At 55.3% G+C, this 21,273-nt stretch carries 16 protein-coding genes and 1 riboswitch; of the genes, 14 read left to right on the forward strand and 2 right to left on the reverse strand.

The genetic code is table 11. The annotated features are described in order from the left end of the window. The first annotated feature begins 292 nt into the window (after nucleotides 1–292). From ACN08Y_RS04210 to ACN08Y_RS04220, 3 genes are all read left to right on the forward strand, one after another. Nucleotides 293–1,903 (forward strand): ABC transporter transmembrane domain-containing protein, encoded by a 1,611-nt coding sequence (locus ACN08Y_RS04210; protein ID WP_419111929.1) that lies wholly within the window; start codon nucleotides 293–295, stop codon nucleotides 1,901–1,903. Further along, nucleotides 1,896–3,656 carry an ABC transporter ATP-binding protein gene (locus tag ACN08Y_RS04215; protein WP_419111930.1) on the forward strand — a complete coding sequence of 587 codons (1,761 nt, stop codon included), beginning with the start codon at nucleotides 1,896–1,898 and terminating at the stop codon, nucleotides 3,654–3,656. The genes ACN08Y_RS04210 and ACN08Y_RS04215 overlap by 8 nt, the downstream gene beginning before the upstream one ends. A 176-nt stretch (nucleotides 3,657–3,832) precedes the next feature. Further along, nucleotides 3,833–5,542 (forward strand): formate--tetrahydrofolate ligase, encoded by a 1,710-nt coding sequence (locus tag ACN08Y_RS04220; RefSeq protein WP_419111931.1) that lies wholly within the window; start codon nucleotides 3,833–3,835, stop codon nucleotides 5,540–5,542. A gap of 87 nt (nucleotides 5,543–5,629) precedes the next feature. On the opposite strand, the gene ACN08Y_RS04225 is transcribed toward ACN08Y_RS04220, so the two are convergent. Continuing rightward, the gene (locus ACN08Y_RS04225; protein WP_419111932.1) at nucleotides 5,630–7,195 is read right to left on the reverse strand and encodes a bifunctional hydroxymethylpyrimidine kinase/phosphomethylpyrimidine kinase; all 1,566 of its coding nucleotides are present in this window, start codon (nucleotides 7,193–7,195) and stop codon (nucleotides 5,630–5,632) included. Further along, nucleotides 7,184–7,284: riboswitch (TPP riboswitch) on the reverse strand. (Overlaps the previous gene by 12 nt.) Before the next feature lie 91 nt (nucleotides 7,285–7,375). Beyond that, nucleotides 7,376–8,068: an MBL fold metallo-hydrolase gene (locus ACN08Y_RS04230; protein ID WP_419111933.1), complete on the reverse strand. Its 693-nt coding sequence runs from the start codon at nucleotides 8,066–8,068 to the stop codon at nucleotides 7,376–7,378. Between the two features lie 42 nt (nucleotides 8,069–8,110). Here ACN08Y_RS04230 and ACN08Y_RS04235 point away from each other — a divergent pair, with 42 nt between their 5' ends. The 11 genes from ACN08Y_RS04235 to secG all read left to right on the forward strand — a co-directional run bounded on the left by ACN08Y_RS04235 (nucleotide 8,111) and on the right by secG (nucleotide 21,207). Further along, complete coding sequence (locus ACN08Y_RS04235; protein ID WP_419099781.1) at nucleotides 8,111–8,260, forward strand: hypothetical protein; 150 nt, start codon at nucleotides 8,111–8,113, stop codon at nucleotides 8,258–8,260. A 131-nt stretch (nucleotides 8,261–8,391) separates the two neighbouring features. After that, the gene (uvrA, locus tag ACN08Y_RS04240) at nucleotides 8,392–11,271 is read left to right on the forward strand and encodes an excinuclease ABC subunit UvrA (protein ID WP_419111934.1); all 2,880 of its coding nucleotides are present in this window, start codon (nucleotides 8,392–8,394) and stop codon (nucleotides 11,269–11,271) included. 89 nt (nucleotides 11,272–11,360) lie between these two features. Next, entirely contained in the window at nucleotides 11,361–12,050 is a 690-nt protein-coding gene (locus ACN08Y_RS04245; RefSeq protein ID WP_419099779.1) for a lysophospholipid acyltransferase family protein, read from the forward strand. Nucleotides 12,051–12,070: 20 nt separating this feature from the next. Beyond that, nucleotides 12,071–14,032, forward strand: coding sequence for an excinuclease ABC subunit UvrC (uvrC, locus tag ACN08Y_RS04250; protein WP_419105270.1), 1,962 nt, complete (start codon nucleotides 12,071–12,073; stop codon nucleotides 14,030–14,032). A gap of 120 nt (nucleotides 14,033–14,152) precedes the next feature. Next, the gene (gene rapZ / locus ACN08Y_RS04255; protein WP_419099777.1) at nucleotides 14,153–15,043 is read left to right on the forward strand and encodes an RNase adapter RapZ; all 891 of its coding nucleotides are present in this window, start codon (nucleotides 14,153–14,155) and stop codon (nucleotides 15,041–15,043) included. Then, nucleotides 15,043–16,065 carry a gluconeogenesis factor YvcK family protein gene (locus tag ACN08Y_RS04260; RefSeq protein WP_419111935.1) on the forward strand — a complete coding sequence of 341 codons (1,023 nt, stop codon included), beginning with the start codon at nucleotides 15,043–15,045 and terminating at the stop codon, nucleotides 16,063–16,065. The genes rapZ and ACN08Y_RS04260 overlap by 1 nt, the downstream gene beginning before the upstream one ends. Nucleotides 16,066–16,127: 62 nt before the next feature. After that, nucleotides 16,128–17,108, forward strand: a complete 981-nt coding sequence (whiA, locus tag ACN08Y_RS04265; RefSeq protein ID WP_419099775.1) for a DNA-binding protein WhiA — start codon at nucleotides 16,128–16,130, stop codon at nucleotides 17,106–17,108. A 455-nt stretch (nucleotides 17,109–17,563) separates the two neighbouring features. Next, a complete protein-coding gene (gap, locus tag ACN08Y_RS04270) occupies nucleotides 17,564–18,568 on the forward strand; it encodes a type I glyceraldehyde-3-phosphate dehydrogenase (RefSeq protein ID WP_419099774.1) in 1,005 nt (334 codons plus the stop codon). Nucleotides 18,569–18,727: 159 nt separating this feature from the next. Continuing rightward, nucleotides 18,728–19,951 (forward strand): phosphoglycerate kinase, encoded by a 1,224-nt coding sequence (locus ACN08Y_RS04275; protein ID WP_419111936.1) that lies wholly within the window; start codon nucleotides 18,728–18,730, stop codon nucleotides 19,949–19,951. A 47-nt stretch (nucleotides 19,952–19,998) separates the two neighbouring features. Beyond that, nucleotides 19,999–20,775, forward strand: a complete 777-nt coding sequence (gene tpiA, locus ACN08Y_RS04280) for a triose-phosphate isomerase (protein ID WP_419111937.1) — start codon at nucleotides 19,999–20,001, stop codon at nucleotides 20,773–20,775. Nucleotides 20,776–20,949: 174 nt separating this feature from the next. Beyond that, a complete protein-coding gene (gene secG / locus ACN08Y_RS04285) occupies nucleotides 20,950–21,207 on the forward strand; it encodes a preprotein translocase subunit SecG (protein WP_419111938.1) in 258 nt (85 codons plus the stop codon). The last annotated feature ends 66 nt before the right edge of the window (nucleotides 21,208–21,273 follow it).

The raw sequence follows: 21,273 nt of genomic DNA on the forward strand, positions 1-21,273 counted from the left end.
CACATGAAAATTAGACAAAAAATATATAAATGTGATGCTTGTCAAATAAGCTGAGGTGGGGCTACGATATTCAAAGGAAATATCCGCATATCGAACTCACGAAAGGGGGAGCATACAAATGAACACACATCGCTTTCAGGCGCCTTCTGCTTCCCCCTGGGTTTCTCACCGCTAGCGCACTCAGCTAGCTGATCAACCAAGATCAACCTACCGGGAGGCGTTCACACCGGTAGGTATTTTTATGCCCGGTAGATTTACCCCTTGCACATCTTGTGATTGAAAAGAGAATTTCGTGGCTAAGAATCGGACCGAACAATCCGAGCACAAAAATACACAAAATACTGAGAAGTTCCGCATTGCCCCTCCGGGCTTCCGTTGGAGAACACTCTATTTTCTCCCCTTTGTCTTAGATTTCTTTGCTTCACTGGCAACAGTATTTATGCCCGTTCTTGTGGGGCGTATCATCGACCTGCACAGCTCAGGGCTGAGCACCCAGGCCTATCAGGCCATCATGATTCTGGCGGGTGTTATCGCCTATCTGTGCCTGGTCGAGTTTCTGGGTTGGGGCCTCACCTTCCGGGTGGTTGCACGTATTGAACGTGACTGGAGGCTCTACATCAGCCATCTCATAGACCGGGCACCTCACCGTGACCCCGGTGCTCTCATCGCTATTTTGAATAAGGACGCCCGGGCGCTCTCGCAGATGTGGCAACCGATGATTCTGGCTTTTTCGGCGGTTGGTGTCACATCGCTGGGTACCTGGCAGCTGTGGACGATTAGCCCGCTGATAGCTCTAGTAGCTCTTACGGGCCTTATTGTGACCATGATTACCTTGACCTGGGTATCAAAGCTCATCGAAAAGCACTCAGATGCATTCCGTGAAACGGTTAGCGTAAGCACATCCCGGGCATCCGATATCGCTTCTTCTATCCGCACAATCTTGGGCCTGGGGGCACAGAAGCGCATGATGGTGCATTACGGGCAGGCCGCTCAGGATGTCTACTCCTCCCAGATTCGCCTTGAGAGTGTTCAAACCTGGTCCTATGCCACCCGCAACCTGCTCGTGGGTACAGTGACCTGGCTAGCGGTGGTCTTAGCGCTGCGCGGGGCTGCACCAGAGGGTACCTGGCTTACTGACATACCCGCAGGGCAACTAGTCACTATCGTGGGGCTTATCGGTACCCTGACCGGCCCTATCTGGTCAGTGGAGATGCTGCTCATGTCCTGGCGGAATGCTCGTGTTGCCTACAAACGTGTTGTGCGGCTGAAACGAGAGATTGCAGATGCCTCTTCTGCAGCTTCCCCGCCTGCCCCACAAGGCGCCCACACCGCTCGTGTTTTGGTGCCTTCTGGCACAGGGGCCGTTCACTATATCAACCCTCGCTGCGCCGGCATCTCTGCCCAAGAGTATGCTGAAACCCTGGTGCAGAAACTCCGCGATGGTTCGCAGGGAGATAACCACCGGATCTTGCTCTCGGAACCTAACCCCATCATCTTTGCCGGGACTCTCTCTGAGCATCTGACACTAGGGCGTGGCACCCTAACTCGTGACGAGATGGTTGATTTACTCAAAATCACTGACTCCGAAGAAATTGCTATTCGGCTGGGCGGACGAGACCCAGAAAGCTATGTGAAAAGCGCGCTGTCCTCCGAAGGTACCAATCTTTCGGGCGGCCAACGCCAGCGTCTCGCCCTTGCCAGGGCACTGGCACAAAGAGCAGATACCCTGGTCCTGACTGAGCCTCTCAACTCGGTGGATGAACCCAGCCAGAAGTTCATTCTCAACCAGTTAGAAGAGCGCGCTGGGCAACCTGGGGTTCTGGCCCACATTGAACGAATCTACATCGTGAGTACGACCATGGAGGTCGAACGACGGCTGAAAGCAGGTGAGCTCGATGGCTAATCTTTTGCCCATTACGGATGGCAAGACAACCTGGCGGTTGCTTGGGCGCTCTGTCCTCAAGACGCCGTGGCAGTTGGCTCTGCTGATGCTACTTTTTGTTGCCAGTTCGGTTACTGCCCTCGCTACTCCCATTATGGTGGGCCGGCTCGTTGATGCGGTCACCACCGGCCAGCTCACCGGCTACCCCTGGGAGATACTGCTGACCATATTGGGTGCTGTACTTTTGGGGTCGCTTCTGACGAGAGCCTGGACTTTTCAGGGGCAAAAATTGGGGGTCCGCCTGAACCGTGACCTGGGTATTGACCTGGTGGAGGCTTCCCTCCAGCTCGATGCCCAAACCATTGAGGACGCGGGCTCCGGTGATCTGCTTGCTCGCCTGACCGATGACCTTGATAGCGTCCGACTGGTGCTGGCAACCGGTCTGCCGGAGTTTATCCATATTTCCGTATATATGGTAATTACTTCGGTGACAATTTTTACGGTGAGCCCGGTAATCGGTCTGGTTACCGTTCCCATGTTCGTGCTCATGGCCCTTGCCCTGGCAATTTTCCTACCCCGGATAGCCGCAACAACCCGGCGGAAAACTGAGGCAATGAGTGAGCTTACCGTTGTGGCCACAGAGAACGTTCGTGGTGCGACAACGATCCAAGAATTGGGGGTCCAACAGGCCCGTTCCGGTGTCCAGGAGGAAAAAATTTGGGAGGTATTCAGGATCTCCGACCGTATGGTGGTACTCCGTTCAACCTTCTGGGCGGTCGATGCTTTCAACGCCTACCTTCCTCTGCTGCTAGCTATGGTCTGGGGCTCCTACTGTGTTTGCCGGGGTTGGGCCACCTGGGGCGATGTCTCAACAGCCTCTATCATGCTCTTTTCCATGCGGGTAGACTCGGATATCTTCACCTTCTGGCTGGATCGTCTGCGCGAGATGACCGTGACTATGGGCAGGGTTTTTGGTGTCATTGACCTGTCAGATACCCAGCAGGCCCGCCGGGAATCTGAACAATACCGGGGAGAAGCCAGCGGTCAACAGAGTAAGACTGTCTCCGTCCAAGCATGGCCCCCTGCGGCTGTAAAGCTCCAAGGAGTGACCTACGGGTACAATCCCCAGAGCCCTGTTATTGAGGGCATAGACCTCACGGTTGCACAGGGGGAGAGCCTGGCCCTGGTGGGGCGTTCAGGGTCCGGTAAAACGACGCTGGCTCGACTGATAGCAGGATCGCTCACAGCCCATAGCGGAAGGGTGCAGGTCATGGGTCAGATAGTCGGGAACGGCCTCTACCCGACGGAGCCTCTAGCTGACCACCGCCCGGCTCTGCTGATTTGCACCCAGGAGGCCCACGTCTTTGTGGGCACCCTAGTTGAGAACCTTGCTGTAGCGGCACCTCAGGCTAATAGGGAGCAGATGCTTGATGCGCTCCTTGCCGTCGGGGCAAACTGGGTTAGCCGATTACCGGATAGCTTGGATACCCAGCTTGGAGATGGGTCCTACGAACTGACCAGAGACCAGGTGCAACAGCTTGCCCTTGCCCGTATCGTAGCAGCTAACCCGCATGTGGTGATTCTTGACGAGTCAACGACCCAGCTTGAATTGGCAGATGCCAGCCAGTCGCTGGCAGCGGTCATGAAAGGCCGTTCGGTGATTATCATTTCGCATGATTCGCGTATTGCATCGCTGGCTGACCGTGCCGTTCTCCTAGAAGAGGGCAGGCTTGTTGCCGAGGGAACCCCGGACCATATTTTTGCCCGCACCTAACCGCTAGAGGCGCATTGACTGGGTGCTTGGAAAACCTAGAGTGGTACTCCACCCCTTAGAAGAAAGCCTCAACATTCCGCAAAAACTCGGTGTGCTGGTAGCCTGAACCCCGGATAACAGGGTACCCCCGCACTAAAATATGAGTGGCAATAACCACAAAAACCAAGGACACCCCTATGAGTAAGCCTTTTCCCACCGATCTTGAAATCGCTCAAGCAGCGACCCTGCAACCGATTACTGAGATCGCAACAGCCTCTGGCATTGACCTTGACCGTTTAGAACCCTACGGAAAGTACCTTGCCAAAGTAAAACTCACGGCTGACACCAAGGCCGAGAGAGCGCTGGCAAAAGGAGCTAAATATATCGTTGTCACGGCGGTAACCCCGACACCGCTGGGGGAAGGTAAGACCGCTACCTCAGTCTCACTTGCTCAGGGCATGGCCGCTACCGGGCGTAAGGCTATGCTGACCCTACGCCAGCCCTCCATGGGACCAACTTTCGGCATTAAGGGCGGTGCAGCCGGGGGCGGCTACTCCCAAATCGTCCCTATGGAGAAACTGAACTTGCACCTGACCGGCGACTTCCATGCCGTCACAGCGGCTCACAACCTGCTTGCCGCTATGGTTGATAACCATCTGCACCACGGCAACGAACTGCGTCTGGATACCCGCTCTATCACCTGGCGGCGAGTGATTGACATGAACGATCGTGCCCTCCGCAACGTCGTCATAGGCCTGGGCGACCGCATGGACGGCGTGCCCCGCGAAAGTGGCTTTGACATCACCAGCGCTTCGGAGATTATGGTGATTCTGTCACTGGCCACCAGCTTTGAAGACCTCCAAGCACGACTAGCCAAAGTTGTCGTTGGCCTCAACGTAGAGGGCAACCCCGTGACCGCCGCAGACCTCAAAGCAGATGGCGCTATGGCAGTTCTCCTTGCCGATGCTATCCACCCCAACCTGCTCCAGACCCTTGAAAAAACCCCGGCCCTGATTCATGCCGGTCCTTTTGGCAACATCGCCACCGGCAATTCATCGGTTCTTGCAGACTATGTGGGGCTCGAACACGCAGACTATGTGATTACTGAGGCCGGTTTTGGTGCCGATATGGGGGCTGAACGGTTCTTCAACGTCAAGTGCCGTGTATCGGGGCTCAAACCCGACGCCGCCGTCCTAGTAGTGACCGTTCGTTCGCTCAAATCGCACTCGGGCCGTTACACTATTACACCTGGTAAGCCACTGCCTGAAGGCCTGCTTGAGGAGAACACAGCCGATGTTGAAGCCGGGGCGGCTAACCTGCTTAAGCACCTTGAGATTGTCCGCGGCTTTGGTGTGCAACCGGTAGTTGCTATCAATGCTTTCCCCACAGATTTCGAGTCTGAACACGAGACTATTCGCCGGATCGCTGAGGAGGCCGGTGCCCGCGTTGCCATTCACCGTGGTGTGGCCGAGGGCGGGAAGGGCGCAAGAGAGCTTGCCGATGCTGTGGCCGAGGCCTGCGACGACATGAGCGAATTGACCTACACCTACGAGGACTCCGATCCCCTGTCCACCAAGATTGAGAAGGTGGCTACTCAGGTCTACGGTGCGGATGGCATTGAGCTGGCACCAGCAGCTGCAAAGCAGCTGGCACGCTACGAGGAACTGGGCTACGGCAACCTACCCGTGGTGATCGCCAAAACCCACCTCTCCATTTCATCGGATCCCTCGCTCAAAGGCGCCCCGACCGGCTGGACTTTGCCCGTGCGCGAAGTACGCCTGGCGGCAGGCGCTGGCTACGTGTACGCTCTCTGCGGTACCATGCGTACCATGCCCGGGCTAGCTAAATCACCCGCTGCTGAGCGCATTGGGTTCGATGAGAACGGCACTATGGTGGGCCTGTTCTAAAGACTGTAATCACCGGTAAATAGCGCCCGCACCACCAGGAACAGGCTGTGAAGGCAGTCCGGGTGGCGTGGGCGCTTTGTTAGTTAGCTAGTTGCGTAGTTGGGCCTGAGCGAAGAAACGCAACTCGTGGAGGGCGGCCTGCTGGTAGGCCTTCTGAGCCGCTTCCAGGGTCTGGCCCGGGGCCTGCGAGAGCACCTGCTCTGCATAGGCAATAGCCTGCTCAGTTGCCTGGCGGAACTCTGGTGAACCGTACATGCTCAACCAGGCCGAGTAGGGGTGACCGGGAGTATTGACCTGAGCAAGAATTTCACCTATTTCTGCGTAGAGCCAGTAGCAGGGAAGAACCGCCGCCACCCCGATTGCGTAATCGTTGAGAGAAGCGGATGAGGTCAAGAAGTCTGTATAGGCCCTGGTGATATGGGAGGGGCCTGCACTGATATAGTCTGGCCCCAGCCAGTCAGCGTGAAGACTGGATTCGACCTCAATGCACTCCGCCGCCCCTCGCGCCCAGAAGACCTGTTCAGCAGATGAGGGAGCCTTAGCACTTAGGGTAGCAAGTGCCCGGGAGTAGCTCGAAAGATAGAGTGCGTCCTGGTCCTGGTAGAAGGTGAAGTCTGCAGTGGCCAGCGTGCCGGATGCAAGCTGCTGGATGAAGGGGAGTTCACAGATTGAGTCCCAAATCTGGCCGGTGAGTTCCCAGAGCCGTTTGGTCTGCGGGCCCGCCGCTGATATCTGAGGCGGCCTAGTGGTCGCTTCGAAGTCTCCGAGTTTTACCGGCGTCGCATCCGCTACCCGTGATTGTTCCCAGAGCCGCCAGAAGTGGTTGATCGGTCCGTGCCCTTGCCCCACGCTGAGGTGGTGACTGGTTGAGATTGCTCCATGAAGCCAGGTTGAAGTCCATTCCAGGGCTGCTTCAAGGCTTGCTCCTGTTGCCAGTCGTGTAGCGAGCGCAGCAGAAAGGCTGCACCCGGTGCCGTGGGTATTGGAGGTATCTATTTTCTTTTGTCTGAAGACGGCTGTGGTTCCTTGGGTAGTGACCACTGCGTTGCCCGCTTGGTCACCCGGTAGGTGCCCACTCTTAACGATAACTGCGACCTGGTAGCGTTCGGCGACTACCTGGGCGAGAGCACAGGCAGAGTCCCAGGTATCTGGCTCTGAGTCTTCGGCCAGAATGGCTAGCTCTGGGATATTGGGGGTGATAACCGTGGCGTACTTTAGGAATCGGCGTAGGGCATCCTCCGCCTCGGTTTCCAGCAGACGGTCCCCGCTGGTTGCGACCATGACAGGGTCAAGCACAACAAGCTGCTGTGGGTTGCTATCGAGCCATGCGGCTACAGTGTCGATGATGTCAGCAGAGCCTAGCATGCCAATTTTGACTGCATCAATGCGAACGTCCTCGCTGACGGCATCGAGTTGCGCTCGCAGAAAGTCAGCGGGCGGAACCTCGACAGCGCTGACGCCCTGAGTGTTTTGGGCGACAAGGGCCGTGACCGCGTTCATGCCGTAACCGCCTGCTGCCGCAATTGATTTGAGGTCAGCCTGCGCGCCGGCCCCTCCGCTGGGGTCCGTCCCCGCGATAGAGAGCACGTTGGGTACTAACGTTTCGAGAGCGGAAGTGCTATGAGCAAGAGGCGCAGGCAGAGGACGGCGCATGGGTTTCCCTTCGCTAGTTCTAACTAGAGCAGGTTCTGTGGGTCTAATCTCAGCCGCTTCTGCTGCCAGCGGCACCCCAAACCAAATGTCGGTTTTATGCTAACAGCTGGTGAAGCCGAACACAATAAAAATTTAGGGCTCTGGTGTTCAGTTGTTTTAAGATTTCAGCTAGCCCTGCGCTTACCAGCCTCTTTCTTTCCATTCGGGCAGATGAGGCCGCTCAGCACCCAGTGTGGTGGTGTCCCCGTGGCCGGGTAGAACGACCGTGGCATCGTCATATTGGGAGAAGATACGCGCTGAAACATCGGCCAAGAGCTGGGCGAAATCTTCCGGAGCCCGGGTCTTGCCTACCCCACCGGGGAAGAGGGAATCACCGGTGAATAGGAGGACGGGGTGCTCTCCGCTGGGGTCCCGATAGGCAAGAGCAATCGACCCGGGAGTATGCCCGCGCAGGCTGATGACTTCAAGCTCAATACCTGCTAGATTGAGGTTTTCCCCGCCGTTGAGCAGATGCTCAATACGTGTACCTTCCTGTTCGGCAATAGCATCGGCATCGGCCGAACCGCAGTAGGTGGCGGGTGACCACCCGGCAACTGCATCAGGCAAAGCCCGGATATGGTCCCAGTGGGAATGTGTGGTAATTAGTGCAAGGACTCCGGAGCCGGGCTGACCGACTTGGGCGGGGGAGTCAGTGGCGAGTGCGGCCTCAGTGAACTTTTGGATAGCGGGAAAATCATCTGCGGCATCAATGAGAATCTGGGCCCCGCTTTGCTTATGGGTGAGCAGGTAGACCTTGTTGCTCATCTCAGAGACAGCTATGCTACGGATGGTTATCAGTGGGGTAGAGGCATGGAGAGTTCCGGTTTCTGTCATACTAGTGATTCTAGGGCCCGCCCCCTCGCTCGTGAAGTGGTTGTGGAGCTTGAAATATTGCGCAAGGTGGAGCTGATCCCAAGGTCATCAGGCATAGGCTCTTTTGCGGCTCATTCCGGGCACCTCAACTACCCCGGTATCACGGCGGTCTTTGACCGTGCAGATGAGCTGATTCCAGACAAGAACCTTTAGACCGTCACGCTAGCTAACTACTTTCAGCCGGTAGCCTAACATCCAAGCACCCTGGGCGCGGTCTGCCCAAAACTTTACTGCATAGTTTAGAATATATCTTCGAAAAGACTTTCCTGAAGATAGGTAATCGTATGGCAGGCTTAGCCTCTCGCCCCATGGCCAGCGACCTCACGCACATCCGCGTGCAGGGTGCCCGTGAAAACAACCTTAAAAACGTTGACCTAGATATTCCCCGCGATGCCATGGTGGTGTTTACCGGCCTCTCGGGTTCAGGTAAATCATCTCTGGCTTTTGACACCATCTTTGCTGAGGGTCAGCGCCGCTACGTCGAGTCACTCTCCTCTTACGCCCGCATGTTCCTGGGGCAGGTGGATAAACCGGATGTTGACTTTATTGAGGGTCTTTCGCCAGCTGTGTCTATTGACCAGAAATCTACCTCTAAGAACCCTCGCTCAACGGTGGGTACTATCACTGAGATCTACGACTACATGCGTCTGCTGTGGGCACGCGTGGGCCACCCGCACTGCCCTGACTGCGGTGAAGAAATCTCCAAGCAGTCGCCCCAGCAGATTGTGGATGTACTGATGGGCTACCCCGAGAAGACCCGTCTACAGGTTTTGGCTCCTGTTGTCTCAGCGCGCAAGGGTGAATTCGTCGACCTTTTCAAAGAGCTATCCAACGCCGGTTACGCTCGTGCCCGAGTGGATGGGCTAACTATTCAACTGCAAGACCCTCCTCAGCTTGAAAAACAGTACAAACACACTATTGAGGTGGTTGTAGACCGCATAGCTATCAAGGAGAGCGTCCACCAGCGTCTCACGGATTCCATTGAAACTGCGCTTGGTTTGGCTGATGGGAAAGTCCTGATCGATTTTGTGGATGAGGATGAAGACTCAGCAAGCCGTACCCGGTCTTTTAGTGAGAACCTGGCCTGTCCTAACGGGCATGCTCTTTCTGTGACTGAGGTGGAGCCCCGCGCTTTCTCTTTCAACTCACCCTTTGGTGCCTGTCAGGGCTGTGACGGTATCGGCTCCAAGCTCCAAGTCGATGAAGACCTGCTTATCCCCAACCCGGAGCTCTCACTGGCTGAGGGAGCAATTGCACCCTGGTCGCAGGGCAAATCAACCACTGAGTATTGGCTCCGCCTGCTTGCGGGCTTGGGCCAAGAGCTCAATTTTGATCTGGCTACTCCCTGGAAGGATCTGCCAGCAAAGGCTAGGAAGGCGATCCTCAACGGCAAGGATTACCAGGTAACGGTAGCCTACAAGAACCGCTTCGGGCGGGAGCGCCGCTACACCTCAGGGTTTGAGGGAGTCGTCGGTTACATTAAGCGCAAGCACGAAGAAACTGAATCTGACTGGTCCAAGGACCGCTACGAGCAGTACATGCGCAATGTGGCTTGTACCGCCTGCCAGGGTGCCCGTCTCAACCCGACCATCCTGGCGGTCACCGTGGGGGGCAAGTCCATCGCAGAGGTCACGCAGTTGCCTATGCGTGAGGCTCTAGAGTTTATGCGATCCCTGAAGCTGAATGCCCGAGAAGCACAGATCGCTGAGCTGGTTCTTAAAGAAATCGACGCGCGCCTCCAGTTCCTGCTTGATGTTGGGCTTGATTACCTGAATCTGGCCCGTTCAGCCGGCACTCTTTCTGGCGGTGAGGCTCAGCGTATCCGCCTGGCAACCCAGATTGGCTCTGGTCTGGTGGGTGTTCTCTACGTACTTGATGAGCCCTCGATTGGTCTGCACCAGCGCGATAACCGCCGTCTGATTGAAACCCTGACAAAGCTCCGCGATATGGGCAACACTCTGATTGTGGTAGAACACGATGAAGACACTATGAAAGAAGCGGACTGGATCGTGGACGTTGGCCCGGGGGCCGGTGAACACGGTGGTCAGATTGTTCACTCGGGTACGTTTGCAGAGCTCCTTGACAATAAAGAGTCCGTGACCGGGGACTACATGGCTGGCCGCCGCACCATCGAGGTTCCCACAACCCGCCGTGCCGTGGACCCCAAACGCACTATTAAGGTTATTGGAGCACGTGAGAACAACCTTAAGAAGGTGGATGTAGAGTTCCCGCTGGGAGTCCTGACCGCCGTTACAGGTGTATCTGGTTCGGGCAAATCTACCCTGGTCAACGACATTCTCTACACCGCTCTGGCAAACCAGCTCAACGGTGCCAAGCAGGTGCCCGGTCGCCACAAGACCATCAAGGGTGTGGACCAGCTGGACAAAATCATCCATGTGGATCAGTCACCCATTGGTCGTACTCCGCGTTCTAACCCGGCAACTTATACCGGCGTTTTTGACCATATCCGTAAACTCTTCGCGGAAACCACCGAGGCAAAAATCCGTGGCTACCAGCCCGGCCGTTTCTCCTTCAACGTCAAGGGAGGCCGCTGCGAAGCTTGTTCCGGTGACGGTACTCTCAAAATTGAAATGAACTTCCTGCCCGATGTCTACGTACCCTGCGAGGTCTGTAAGGGTAAACGCTACAACCGTGAAACTCTTGAGGTTCATTACAAGGGTAAGACTATTGCAGATGTCTTAGAGATGCCGGTTGCCGAAGCCGCCGACTTCTTCTCGGCCTTCAGTAAGATTTCTCGCTACCTCAACACCCTGGTCGATGTGGGGCTGGGTTATGTACGTTTGGGGCAGTCTGCTACCACCCTCTCCGGTGGTGAGGCCCAGCGCGTCAAACTAGCTACCGAGCTCCAAAAGCGCTCTAATGGTCGGTCAATCTATGTTTTGGACGAACCCACAACTGGCCTACACTTTGAGGATATCCGCAAGCTGTTAGGTGTTGTGCAGGGGCTGGTCGATAAGGGCAACACGGTTATCACTATTGAGCACAATCTGGATGTCATTAAGAGTGCTGACTGGATTATTGATATGGGCCCCGAAGGCGGCGATGGTGGCGGTACTGTCCTGGCAACAGGCACACCTGAGCAGGTCGCTGCCATCCCTGAGTCACATACGGGCCGTTTCCTAGCAGAAATGCTTTTGAGCTAGACCGCGGAGGGTATGCTAAATAGGGTAAAACCGGTCAGAAAAATCAAATAAGCCGTATTTTCCCTGGAAATGAGGCTGTAGGAGCCACCATGTCATTGAAGTACAAGGCAACCCAGAAAAGTATCGAGGCTATTCTGCGTACGGTCTTTCGGGCCCGAGTTACTGGACTGGAGAACTTCCCTGCTCAAGGGCCGGTCATCCTTGCATCCAACCATCTTGCTTTCTTGGATTCAGTGATTATCTCGGCCCTGATGCCCAGGCGTGTAGCTTTCTTAGCTAAAGCTGAGTACGTTAACTCGCCCGGCTTTAAGGGCAGAGCCATGAAAACACTTTTCCAGGTTATCGATATCATCCCGGTCAACCGCACCGACAAAAAAGAATCGATGAAGGCTCTTGAGACAGCGCTCGAAAGGCTCGAAGAGGGCAAGGTCTTTGGGATTTACCCTGAAGGCACTCGATCGCGAGATGGCTACCTCTACAAGGGAAAAATTGGCGTGGCCTGGCTGGCTCACATGACCGGTGCAAGGGTAGTTCCTGTGGGATTAATCGGTACCGATAAGATTCAGAAACCTGGCTCTAACATGGTCTACCCCCACCGTTTTACGGTTCGTGTGGGTGAACCACTCATTTTTGAGAAGCTGGGGGAGAAGATGAGTGGCCGCCAGCGCCGTGAAACGACCGATACCATCATGGACGCTATCGCCCAGCTCTCTGGTCAGGCCCGCAAAAACGAGTACAACGTCTCACCGTCTGCCGAACGAGATTCCGGCAGTCTGTAACCAGTAGAAAGAAGTTTTTCTTGGCTAGTCCTGCCTCTTACCGTCCGGCACCGGGAGAAATCCCTACCCAACCCGGTGTCTACAGGTTCAGGGACGAGTACGGCCGCATTATCTATGTGGGTAAAGCCAAAAACCTGCGTAACCGACTGAATTCATACTTCGCTAAGGTCGATTCGCTGAGCCCTAAAACCTATGCCATGGTTCATACCGCCGCGTCAGTGGAATGGACGGTTGTAGGTAGCGAGCTTGAATCTCTCCAGCTTGAGTACACCTGGATTAAAGAGTTCAAGCCTCGGTTCAACATTGCCTTCCGCGATGATAAGAGCTATCCCTACCTGGCAGTCACTCTCAAAGACCGCTACCCGCGGGCCCAGGTGATGCGCGGTGAGAAAAAGAAGGGTGTCCGCTACTTCGGGCCCTACTCACAGGCCTGGGCTATCCGTCAGACTCTCGATGCCCTCTTGCGTGTATTCCCCGTGCGGACCTGTAGCACTGGAGTTTTCAACCGGGCTCAGGCATCGAATCGCCCCTGTCTGCTGGGCTATATTGACAAGTGCTCTGCACCCTGCGTAGGAAAAATCAGCAGGGAAGACCACGCCGCCCTGGCTGAACAGCTCTGTTCCTTTATGGCCGGTGGTGCTGAAAAATATATAGCTGAGCTGACAGCCCAGATGAAGCAGGCAGCAGCCGACTTTGATTTTGAAAAGGCTGCTCTGCTACGGGATGATATCCAAGCTCTCACTAAGGCTTTTGAACCTAATGCGGTGGTTCTGCCCGATTCGGTCAACGCCGATATCTTTAACTTTGTAGAAGATGATCTTGAAGCTGCCATTCAGGTCTTCTATGTACGCAGTGGCCGCATCCGAGGCCAACGCGGCTGGATCGTCGAAAAGGTGGAAGACTCAAGCCCGCAGGCGCTCATGGATCAGCTTCTCGTGCAGGTCTACGGTGAGTCAGCAGCAAGTCTGGCGGCAGGCACCACCGAAGAGGAGATTAACCATAACCTTAACGAGATACCCCGCCAGATTAATGTTCCTGTGCTTCCTGAGAATCAGGAGCGGCTCGAAGAGTGGCTTAGCGGTGTTCGGGGTGCCAAAGTTTCTATCAGTGTTCCTCAGCGCGGTGACCGGGTAGAGCTCATGGATACGGTGAGGGAGAACGCCCGGCAGGCTTTAGCGCTCCATAAGACCAGACGAGCCGGGGACATTACTACCCGGTCAGCATCACTGGTTGAGCTCCAGGAGACCCTGGAACTCCCCGAACCTCTCATGCGGATTGAGTGCTACGACATTTCGCATACCCAGGGCACCAACGTGGTGGCATCCATGGTGGTTTTTGAGGACGGATTGCCCAAGAAAAGCGACTACCGCAAGTTCTCGGTCACCGGTGATGCTGCGCGGGACGATACGGCCAGTATGTATGATGTCATTTACCGCCGTTTTCGCCGTTACCTCTCTGATGAGGCTGCCGGTGTTCGTTCTCCGGTGTCCGGTGAGATAAGAGACAGAGGTGAGAAGCAACCTGCCGCTTTTGCATATCCGCCCAACCTTGTGGTCGTAGACGGTGGCCAACCTCAGGTTGCTGCTGCATCTCGCGCGCTAGAAGACCTTGGAATTTCCGATATCTTTGTGGTGGGTATTGCTAAACGCTTGGAAGAGCTGTGGCTACCGGGCGATCATTTCCCCCTTATCTTGCCGAGAACTTCCGATGCACTCTACCTGATTCAGCGGATCCGCGATGAAGCCCACCGGTTTGCCATTACTTTCCACCGAACCAAGCGCGGCCGTGAAATGGTCAAATCTGCCTTGGACACTATTGATGGGCTGGGGCCAGCTAAGCGGGAGGCCTTAATCAAGCATTTTGGTTCTCTCAAACAGCTCTCAGCTGCGGATATTGAAGAACTGCAGAAAGTCCCCGGAATTGGCCCCTCTATGGCCCAAAAAATCCACCGTCATTTCTTGTCTGAGGACACCCGGCCATAAATACTTTTTGGGGGACATATCTTGGGCATATTGCCTGCATTTTGCGGGCTTTTATGGGGTGTATGTGCGCTAGGCTATAACTAACATTGGTTCAATTTGGAGAAGCGAGAGACCCCTCACATGTCATCTGACCCCCTTGTATCTGGCGTCAAACCGCAAATCTTGGTCATCACCGGTATTTCTGGTGCAGGCCGCAGCACCGCAGCCAACACCCTCGAAGATGAGGGATGGTACGTGGTAGATAACATTCCACCTCAGATGTTCAGCAACCTTGCTCAACTTGTTAAAGACTCTCCTGCAACCATGCCCAAAGTGGCGGTTGGGATTGATGTTCGTGCGCGTCGTCTTTTGCAAGATTTGCCTGAAGCTATCAATAACCTAAGGGGCCTTGACGTTGATTTCTCCATGCTTTTCATGGACGCAGCGGATAAGGATATTATCGCCCGCTATGAGGCTCAGCGGCGCCCGCACCCCCTTCAGAAGGGCGGTTTGGTGGCAGAAGCGATTTCCGAAGAACGCAAGCTTTTTGCTGAACTCAAAGAGAGCGCGGATTACATCATTGACACCACGGGGATGAATGTTCACCAGCTGGCTAAGAAAGTGCGTGAAACCTATGCTCCAGGTAAGGAGCGCATTGTGAACATTACCGTGATGAGTTTTGGCTTTAAATACGGCACCCCCTCCGATGTCCACTACATGGCTGACATGCGGTTCATTCCGAATCCTCACTGGGTTCCTGAGTTGCGAGCCCAGACCGGTCAGGACGCTGGGGTCCGAGATTACGTCTTTTCTCATGAGGGTACCGAAGAATTTATCTCGCATTACATTCAAGCGCTTCAGCCGGTCATTGCGGGTTACCGAAAGGAAGGTAAACTGTATGCAACCTTTGCTATTGGGTGCACCGGCGGTAAGCACCGCTCAGTTGCTGTAACTGAAGAAGTTGCCCGCCGACTGCGCCAAATGGACGATGTAAACATTTCGATTCATCACCGTGACATGGGTAGAGAATAATGCCTGAGACTTTTCGCGCACCCCGTTTCCCCGAGACGGGACTCCTGCCAATCATTCATCAGGGGCACCCTCTTCCGGTCAGAGTGACAGCTCTGGGCGGGGGGCACGGCCTCTATGGATCCTTGTCTGCCCTTAAATTGATTACCAGTGCTCTGACCGCAGTGGTAACGGTTGCCGATGATGGGGGTTCCTCCGGCAAGCTACGCTATGAACTTGATGTTTTACCTCCAGGTGATCTGCGTATGGCGCTGTCTGCCCTGTGCGATGACACTGACTGGGGACGTACCTGGCGTGATGTTATGCAGCACCGTTTCACGCAACGGACCGATGCCCGGCCGACTGCCCTGGAGAACCATGCCTTGGGTAACCTGCTGATTGTGGCTCTATGGGATCTGCTGGGTGACTGCGTTGCCGGTCTTGATTGGGCAGGTGCCCTGCTCAACGCACGAGGGCGGGTCCTGCCGATGTCGCTGACACCTCTGGTTATTGAGGGCGATATTGTAAGCACCAATGAGCACGGCGTGGAATTTCGCGATACCGTGCAGGGCCAGGCGACTTTGGCTAAGGCCGGTAGAGTAGATAAAGTTCGTCTTCTTCCTGCGGAAGCTGAGCCCTGCCCCGAAGCAGTCAGCGCGGTTCATGAGGCTGACTGGGTAGTTCTGGGTCCTGGTTCATTCTTTACCTCCCTTCTGCCTCACCTCTTACTGCCCGGTTTACGTGAAGCGATTCTCAATACCAGTGCCAAGATTTGCCTGGTGATGAATTTGGAGCTGGACGGTAAAGAAACGCAGGGTATGAGTGCCGCCGACCACCTTCTCGTTTTGCGTGATTACGTTCCAGAAATTAGGGTTAATACAGTTATCGCTGACCCTGCCGCCACTGGGGAGCGAGAAATCTTTGAAAATGTTGCTAGCCAGCTCGGTGCCGAGGTCCTTTGGGTCGAGGTGGCGGAAACCGATCAGCCGGGGGTCCATGACCCCCTCAAATTGGCTGCGGCCTATAAGCAGGTTTTCAAATACTGAGGTCGGGATCTCCCGGCACACCCTACTGACTTGAGCAGTTAAACTTTTGGAGGAAGACCAGCATGGCCCTAACGGCATCGGTCAAGGAAGAGCTGGCACAGTTTGAAGCGAACCGCTCATCTGTGCGTAAAGCTGAGGTAGCCACTATCTTGCGTTTTACCAACGGCTTGCACCTGGTTCAGGGCAAAATTGTGGTTGAGGCCGAGGTCGATTTGGAGTCTACTGCTGAGCGGCTCAGATACAACATCGCAGAGATGTATGGGCATGAAGCATCTATTACCTCTATCTCTGGTGGCGGCCTGCGCCGCGGTGGTCGCTACGTGGTTCGCGTTGATCAAGGCGGCGAAGCTCTGGCTCGTCAGACCGGTCTGCTTGACGGGCGAGGTCGCCCGGTTAGGGGCCTACCTCCGGCTGTTGTAAACGGTTCCTTGGCTGACGCCGAGGCTGTGATGCGCGGTGCCTTCTTAGCGCACGGTTCGTTGACTGAGCCGGGCCGCTCGTCAGCTCTTGAATTTACCTGCCCCGGTCCTGAGGCCGCGCTGGCCTTGGTGGGGGCGGCTCGTCGTCTGGATGTTATCGCTAAGGCCCGCGAAGTGCGCGGTGTTGATCGCGTTGTAGTGCGTGATGGGGAGACCATTAGCTTGCTCCTTGAGCGTATGGGGGCTGTTGATGCTCTGGATAACTGGCGGGAGCGTCGCGCCCGTAAAGAAGTGCGTGCCACTGCCAACCGTCTGGCTAACTTTGACGACGCTAACCTGCGTCGTTCAGCTCAGGCTGCTGTTGCCGCCGGGGCCAGGGTTGAACGTGCTCTTGAAATTTTGGGCGATAAAGTTCCTGACCATCTACGCTATGCAGGTGAGTTACGTGTAGCGCATAAGCAGGCCTCACTGGATGAGCTGGGTCGTCTGGCTGACCCACCTATGACTAAGGACGCTATCGCAGGTCGAATCCGTCGTCTCATTGCCATGGCCGATAAGCGAGCTGCTGAACGCGGTATCCCCGGTACTGAAGCCGGGGTGGGGGCACACGGTCAGCACCAGTAGTTTCTTACTTTTTTGAGTGTGGTGAGCCGTCCTTACTTGCGGGTGAGGACGGCTCTTCTGCGTCTTGAGCGGTTCACCGCTGGTCATATGCTCAACGTGCAGATAGTAACTTCTAACCTTGGCCAATCAAGAACCCAGCTTGTCTTCAGATAATCGATGTGGGTTTTTGTTGGTTTGCCCTTTACTGGGTGGCATTTATCATGAATTTAAGGGGTGGGAGCCACATTCGGTGGGGAAAACTGAGTGAACAATGAGTGAAACACACTTAAATCCACCTTTAAATACGACAGAAACACACCAAAACTCACATAAACAGGGTATGATAGAAAACGAACCGGACGAGAGCTCGGCTGCCGAGCTGACAGGAACTAAAGTTCCCGAGTTCGGCAACGATACGCCCTTCAGAGGGAGTCTCGTCCACCTTGTCACTAACTGTATCTAGGAGTTTGATTTCAGTGACTGTACGCGTAGCAATTAACGGCTTTGGCCGCATCGGCCGCACCTTCTTCCGCGCTGCCCAGCAGCATGGCGAGGGCTTTGAGATCGTTGCTATCAACGATCTGACCGACATAAATACCCTTGCTCACCTTCTCAAGTACGACTCAATCATGGGTCGTTTCGACGGTGAAGTAGCTGTTTCCGAAAACGGCCTGGTCGTCAATGGCACCGAAATCAAGGTTCTGGCAGAGCGTAACCCTGCTGATCTTCCCTGGAGCGACCTTGGCGTAGACGTTGTTCTTGAGTCCACCGGTTTCTTTACCGATGGCGAGAAGGCTAAGGCTCACCTGGAAGCTGGTGCAAAGAAGGTTATCCTCTCTGCACCCGGCAAAAACATTGACGGCACCTTCGTCATGGGCGTCAACGACGACCAGTACGATTCAGCCACCATGAACATCGTTTCAAACGCATCTTGCACCACCAACTGCCTGGCTCCCATGGCCAAGGTACTGAACGATAAGTTCGGTATCGAAAAGGGCCTCATGACCACCATCCACGCATACACCGCTGACCAGCGCCTGCAGGATGCTCCTCACAAGGACCTGCGCCGTGCACGCGCCGCAGCCCTGAACATGGTTCCCACCTCCACCGGTGCCGCTGCAGCCGTTGGCCTGGTTCTTCCTGAACTCAAGGGCAAGCTGGACGGCTTCGCTGTTCGCGTTCCCACCCCCACCGGCTCCATCACCGACCTGACCTTCACCGCTTCACGCGAAGTAACCGTTGAAGAAGTTAACGCAGCCGTCAAGGAAGCAGCTGAGGGCGACCTCAAGGGCATCATCAAGTACAACGAAGAGCCCATCGTTTCCAAGGACATCGAGGGCGAGCCCGTTTCGACCGTATTCGATGCCCCCCTGACCAAGGTTATTGGCAACCAGGTCAAGGTTATCGCCTGGTACGATAACGAATACGGCTACGTGTCACGTCTGGTCATGTTCACCAACAAGGTTGTAGCAGCCCTCTAAGCTGATAGACCACCGTCTTATATGAGACACCAATGAGAGACAGGGTTAGCGAACTGGCGCACGCATAAAGCGCAGTTGGCTAACCCGTCCTCATATCTGGGTTCCTCAACCGGGGGAGCCTACCTATATCAACCTCACCGTATGGAGATGAGAAGTCCCATGGCAAAAACTCTTGCAGAGCTTATCGAAAGCGGCCTTGCTGGTCGCCGCGTCCTGGTCCGTTCAGACCTGAATGTTCCCCTCAAGGACGGTGTGGTCACCGATGACGGCCGCGTCCGCGCTTCCTTGCCCGTCCTGAAGAAGCTGACCGATGCTGGTGCCCGCGTTATTGTGACCGCTCACCTCGGTCGCCCCAAGGGTCAGGTTGACCCCCAGTACTCCATCAAGCCTGCCGCTGAGCGTCTAGCTGAGCTCGCAGACTTTCCCGTTGTAATTGCTGCTGACCTGGTCGGTGAGGATGCCAAGGCCAAGGCTGAAGCTCTCAAGGACGGCGAACTGCTGGTTCTCGAAAACGTCCGCTATGATGCGCGCGAAACCTCCAAGGACGACGCTGAGCGCGCCGAGTTTGCTGCTGAACTTGCAGCTCTGACCGGTGAAAATGGTGCCTACGTCAACGACGCATTCGGGGCAGTTCATCGCAAGCATGCCTCTGTCTACGACATTGCTAAGGTACTTCCGGCTTACCTGGGCGACCTGGTCAAGACCGAAGTTGACGTTCTGCAGAAGGTCATCAAGAACCCTGATCGCCCCTTTGTCGTTGTTATGGGCGGCGCTAAGGTCTCCGACAAGCTCGCTGTGATTGATAATCTGATCGGTAAGGCTGATGCTCTGCTCATCGGTGGTGGCATGGGCTATACCTTCGCCAAGGCACTGGGCTACGAAGTAGGCCAGTCACTTCTTGAAGAGGACCAGATTGAGAACTGCAAGCGCTATCTGAAAGAAGCACCCGAAAAGGGCACCGAGCTCATTATCGCCTCCGACATTGTATGGGCAGACGATTTCTCCAACGATGCGAATTCTGAAATCCGCCCCATCGAAGATCTGACAGGTGGCAAGCTGGGTGCCCAGGCAGAAGGCCTGGACATTGGCCCCGCCACCCGTGAACTCTTTGCGCAGAAGATCAAGGATGCCAAGCTAGTCTTCTGGAACGGCCCCGTAGGTGTCTTCGAAATTGAAGCTTTCGCAGCCGGTACTAAGGCCCTTGCAGAGGCCCTGGTTGAATCTGATGCTTTCTCCATCATCGGTGGCGGCGACTCCGCATCGGCTGTGCGTAACCTGGGCTTCTCGGACGACCAGTTTGGCCACATCTCCACCGGTGGTGGCGCCTCCCTCGAATACATCGAAGGTAAGACCCTGCCCGGCCTCGAAGCACTCGGCGCCTAAGCACTCGACGCCTAAGCACACTAATTTTTGACGAAAGGACGAGCCACATGAATCGTAAGCCTCTTATCGCTGGCAACTGGAAGATGAACATGGACCACACCGAAGGCGTGACCCTGCTCCAGAAACTGGCATGGACCCTGGATGACACCAACTTTAACTATGGTCAGGCTGAAGTTGCTGTTTTCCCTCCCTTCACTGATATCCGTTCAGTACAGACCCTGGTTGACGGTGACAAGCTAGAGATTGTCTACGGTGCACAGGACCTCTCCGACCAGGATTCCGGCGCCTACACCGGCGATATCTCCGGCGTATTCCTGAACAAGTTGGGTGCAAGCTACGTTCTGGTGGGCCACTCAGAGCGTCGCACTATTCACGGTGAAAGCGATGCCGTGTGTGCCGCTAAGATTCAGGCAGCATACCGCAACGACCTGGTTCCCGTATTGTGCGTAGGCGAAGGCCTGGACAAGCGCGAAGCCGGCGAGCACGTCGAATTTACGCTGGAACAGCTCCGTGGCTCCATCGAAGGCCTGACCGCAGAACAGGCTGAAACCCTGGTCGTTGCCTACGAGCCTGTCTGGGCAATTGGCACCGGCAAGGTTGCAACCGCAGCTGACGCTCAGGAAATGAGTGCCGCTATCCGCGCTGAGCTAACTAAGCTCTACTCAGCTGAGATTGCAGACAAGGTGCGCGTGCTCTACGGTGGCTCGGTCAAGGCTGCTAGCGCACCTGAAATCATGGCAGAAGCAGATGTGGACGGCGTACTGGTAGGCGGTGCCTCACTGGACGCTACCGAGTTCGCTAACATTGCTCGCTTCAACTCCTAAACCTAAGGGTTCCTGTAGCCCGGTAGCCGGTTCAGCTATGAATCGGTCTGCCGGGCTAAGGGTCATAGAGCATGAAGCTCAGCGGTGTTAGCCGTGCTTTTACAGCCTAAAGAGCGTATAGTTTTTGGGGTGGCTTGAGAACGCCACCTTCTCTGTTCATGTGAAAGGTTCTGCGTGGAAACCCTAAAGATTGCCCTGATGGTGGTTATTGCTATAACCAGCGTCCTCACCGTGCTCCTGGTTTTGCTCAACCGCGGCAAGGGCGGTGGCCTTTCAGATATGTTCGGTGGCGGTATGACAACCTCCCTGAACTCCTCGGGTATGGCCTCTAAAAACCTTATCCGACTTACGGTAACCGTTATCCTCCTCTGGGCATTTGCCATTATCGGCTACGCCCTGGTACTCCGTTTTGAGACCGTGGCGGTTATCTAAAAAGACTTATATAAAATGCCCGATAGTTCACAGAACTATCGGGCTTTTTCATGCTCTCTGCCTATT

Source organism: Rothia sp. P5764, from assembly GCF_048512965.1.
Classification (GTDB): domain Bacteria; phylum Actinomycetota; class Actinomycetes; order Actinomycetales; family Micrococcaceae; genus Rothia.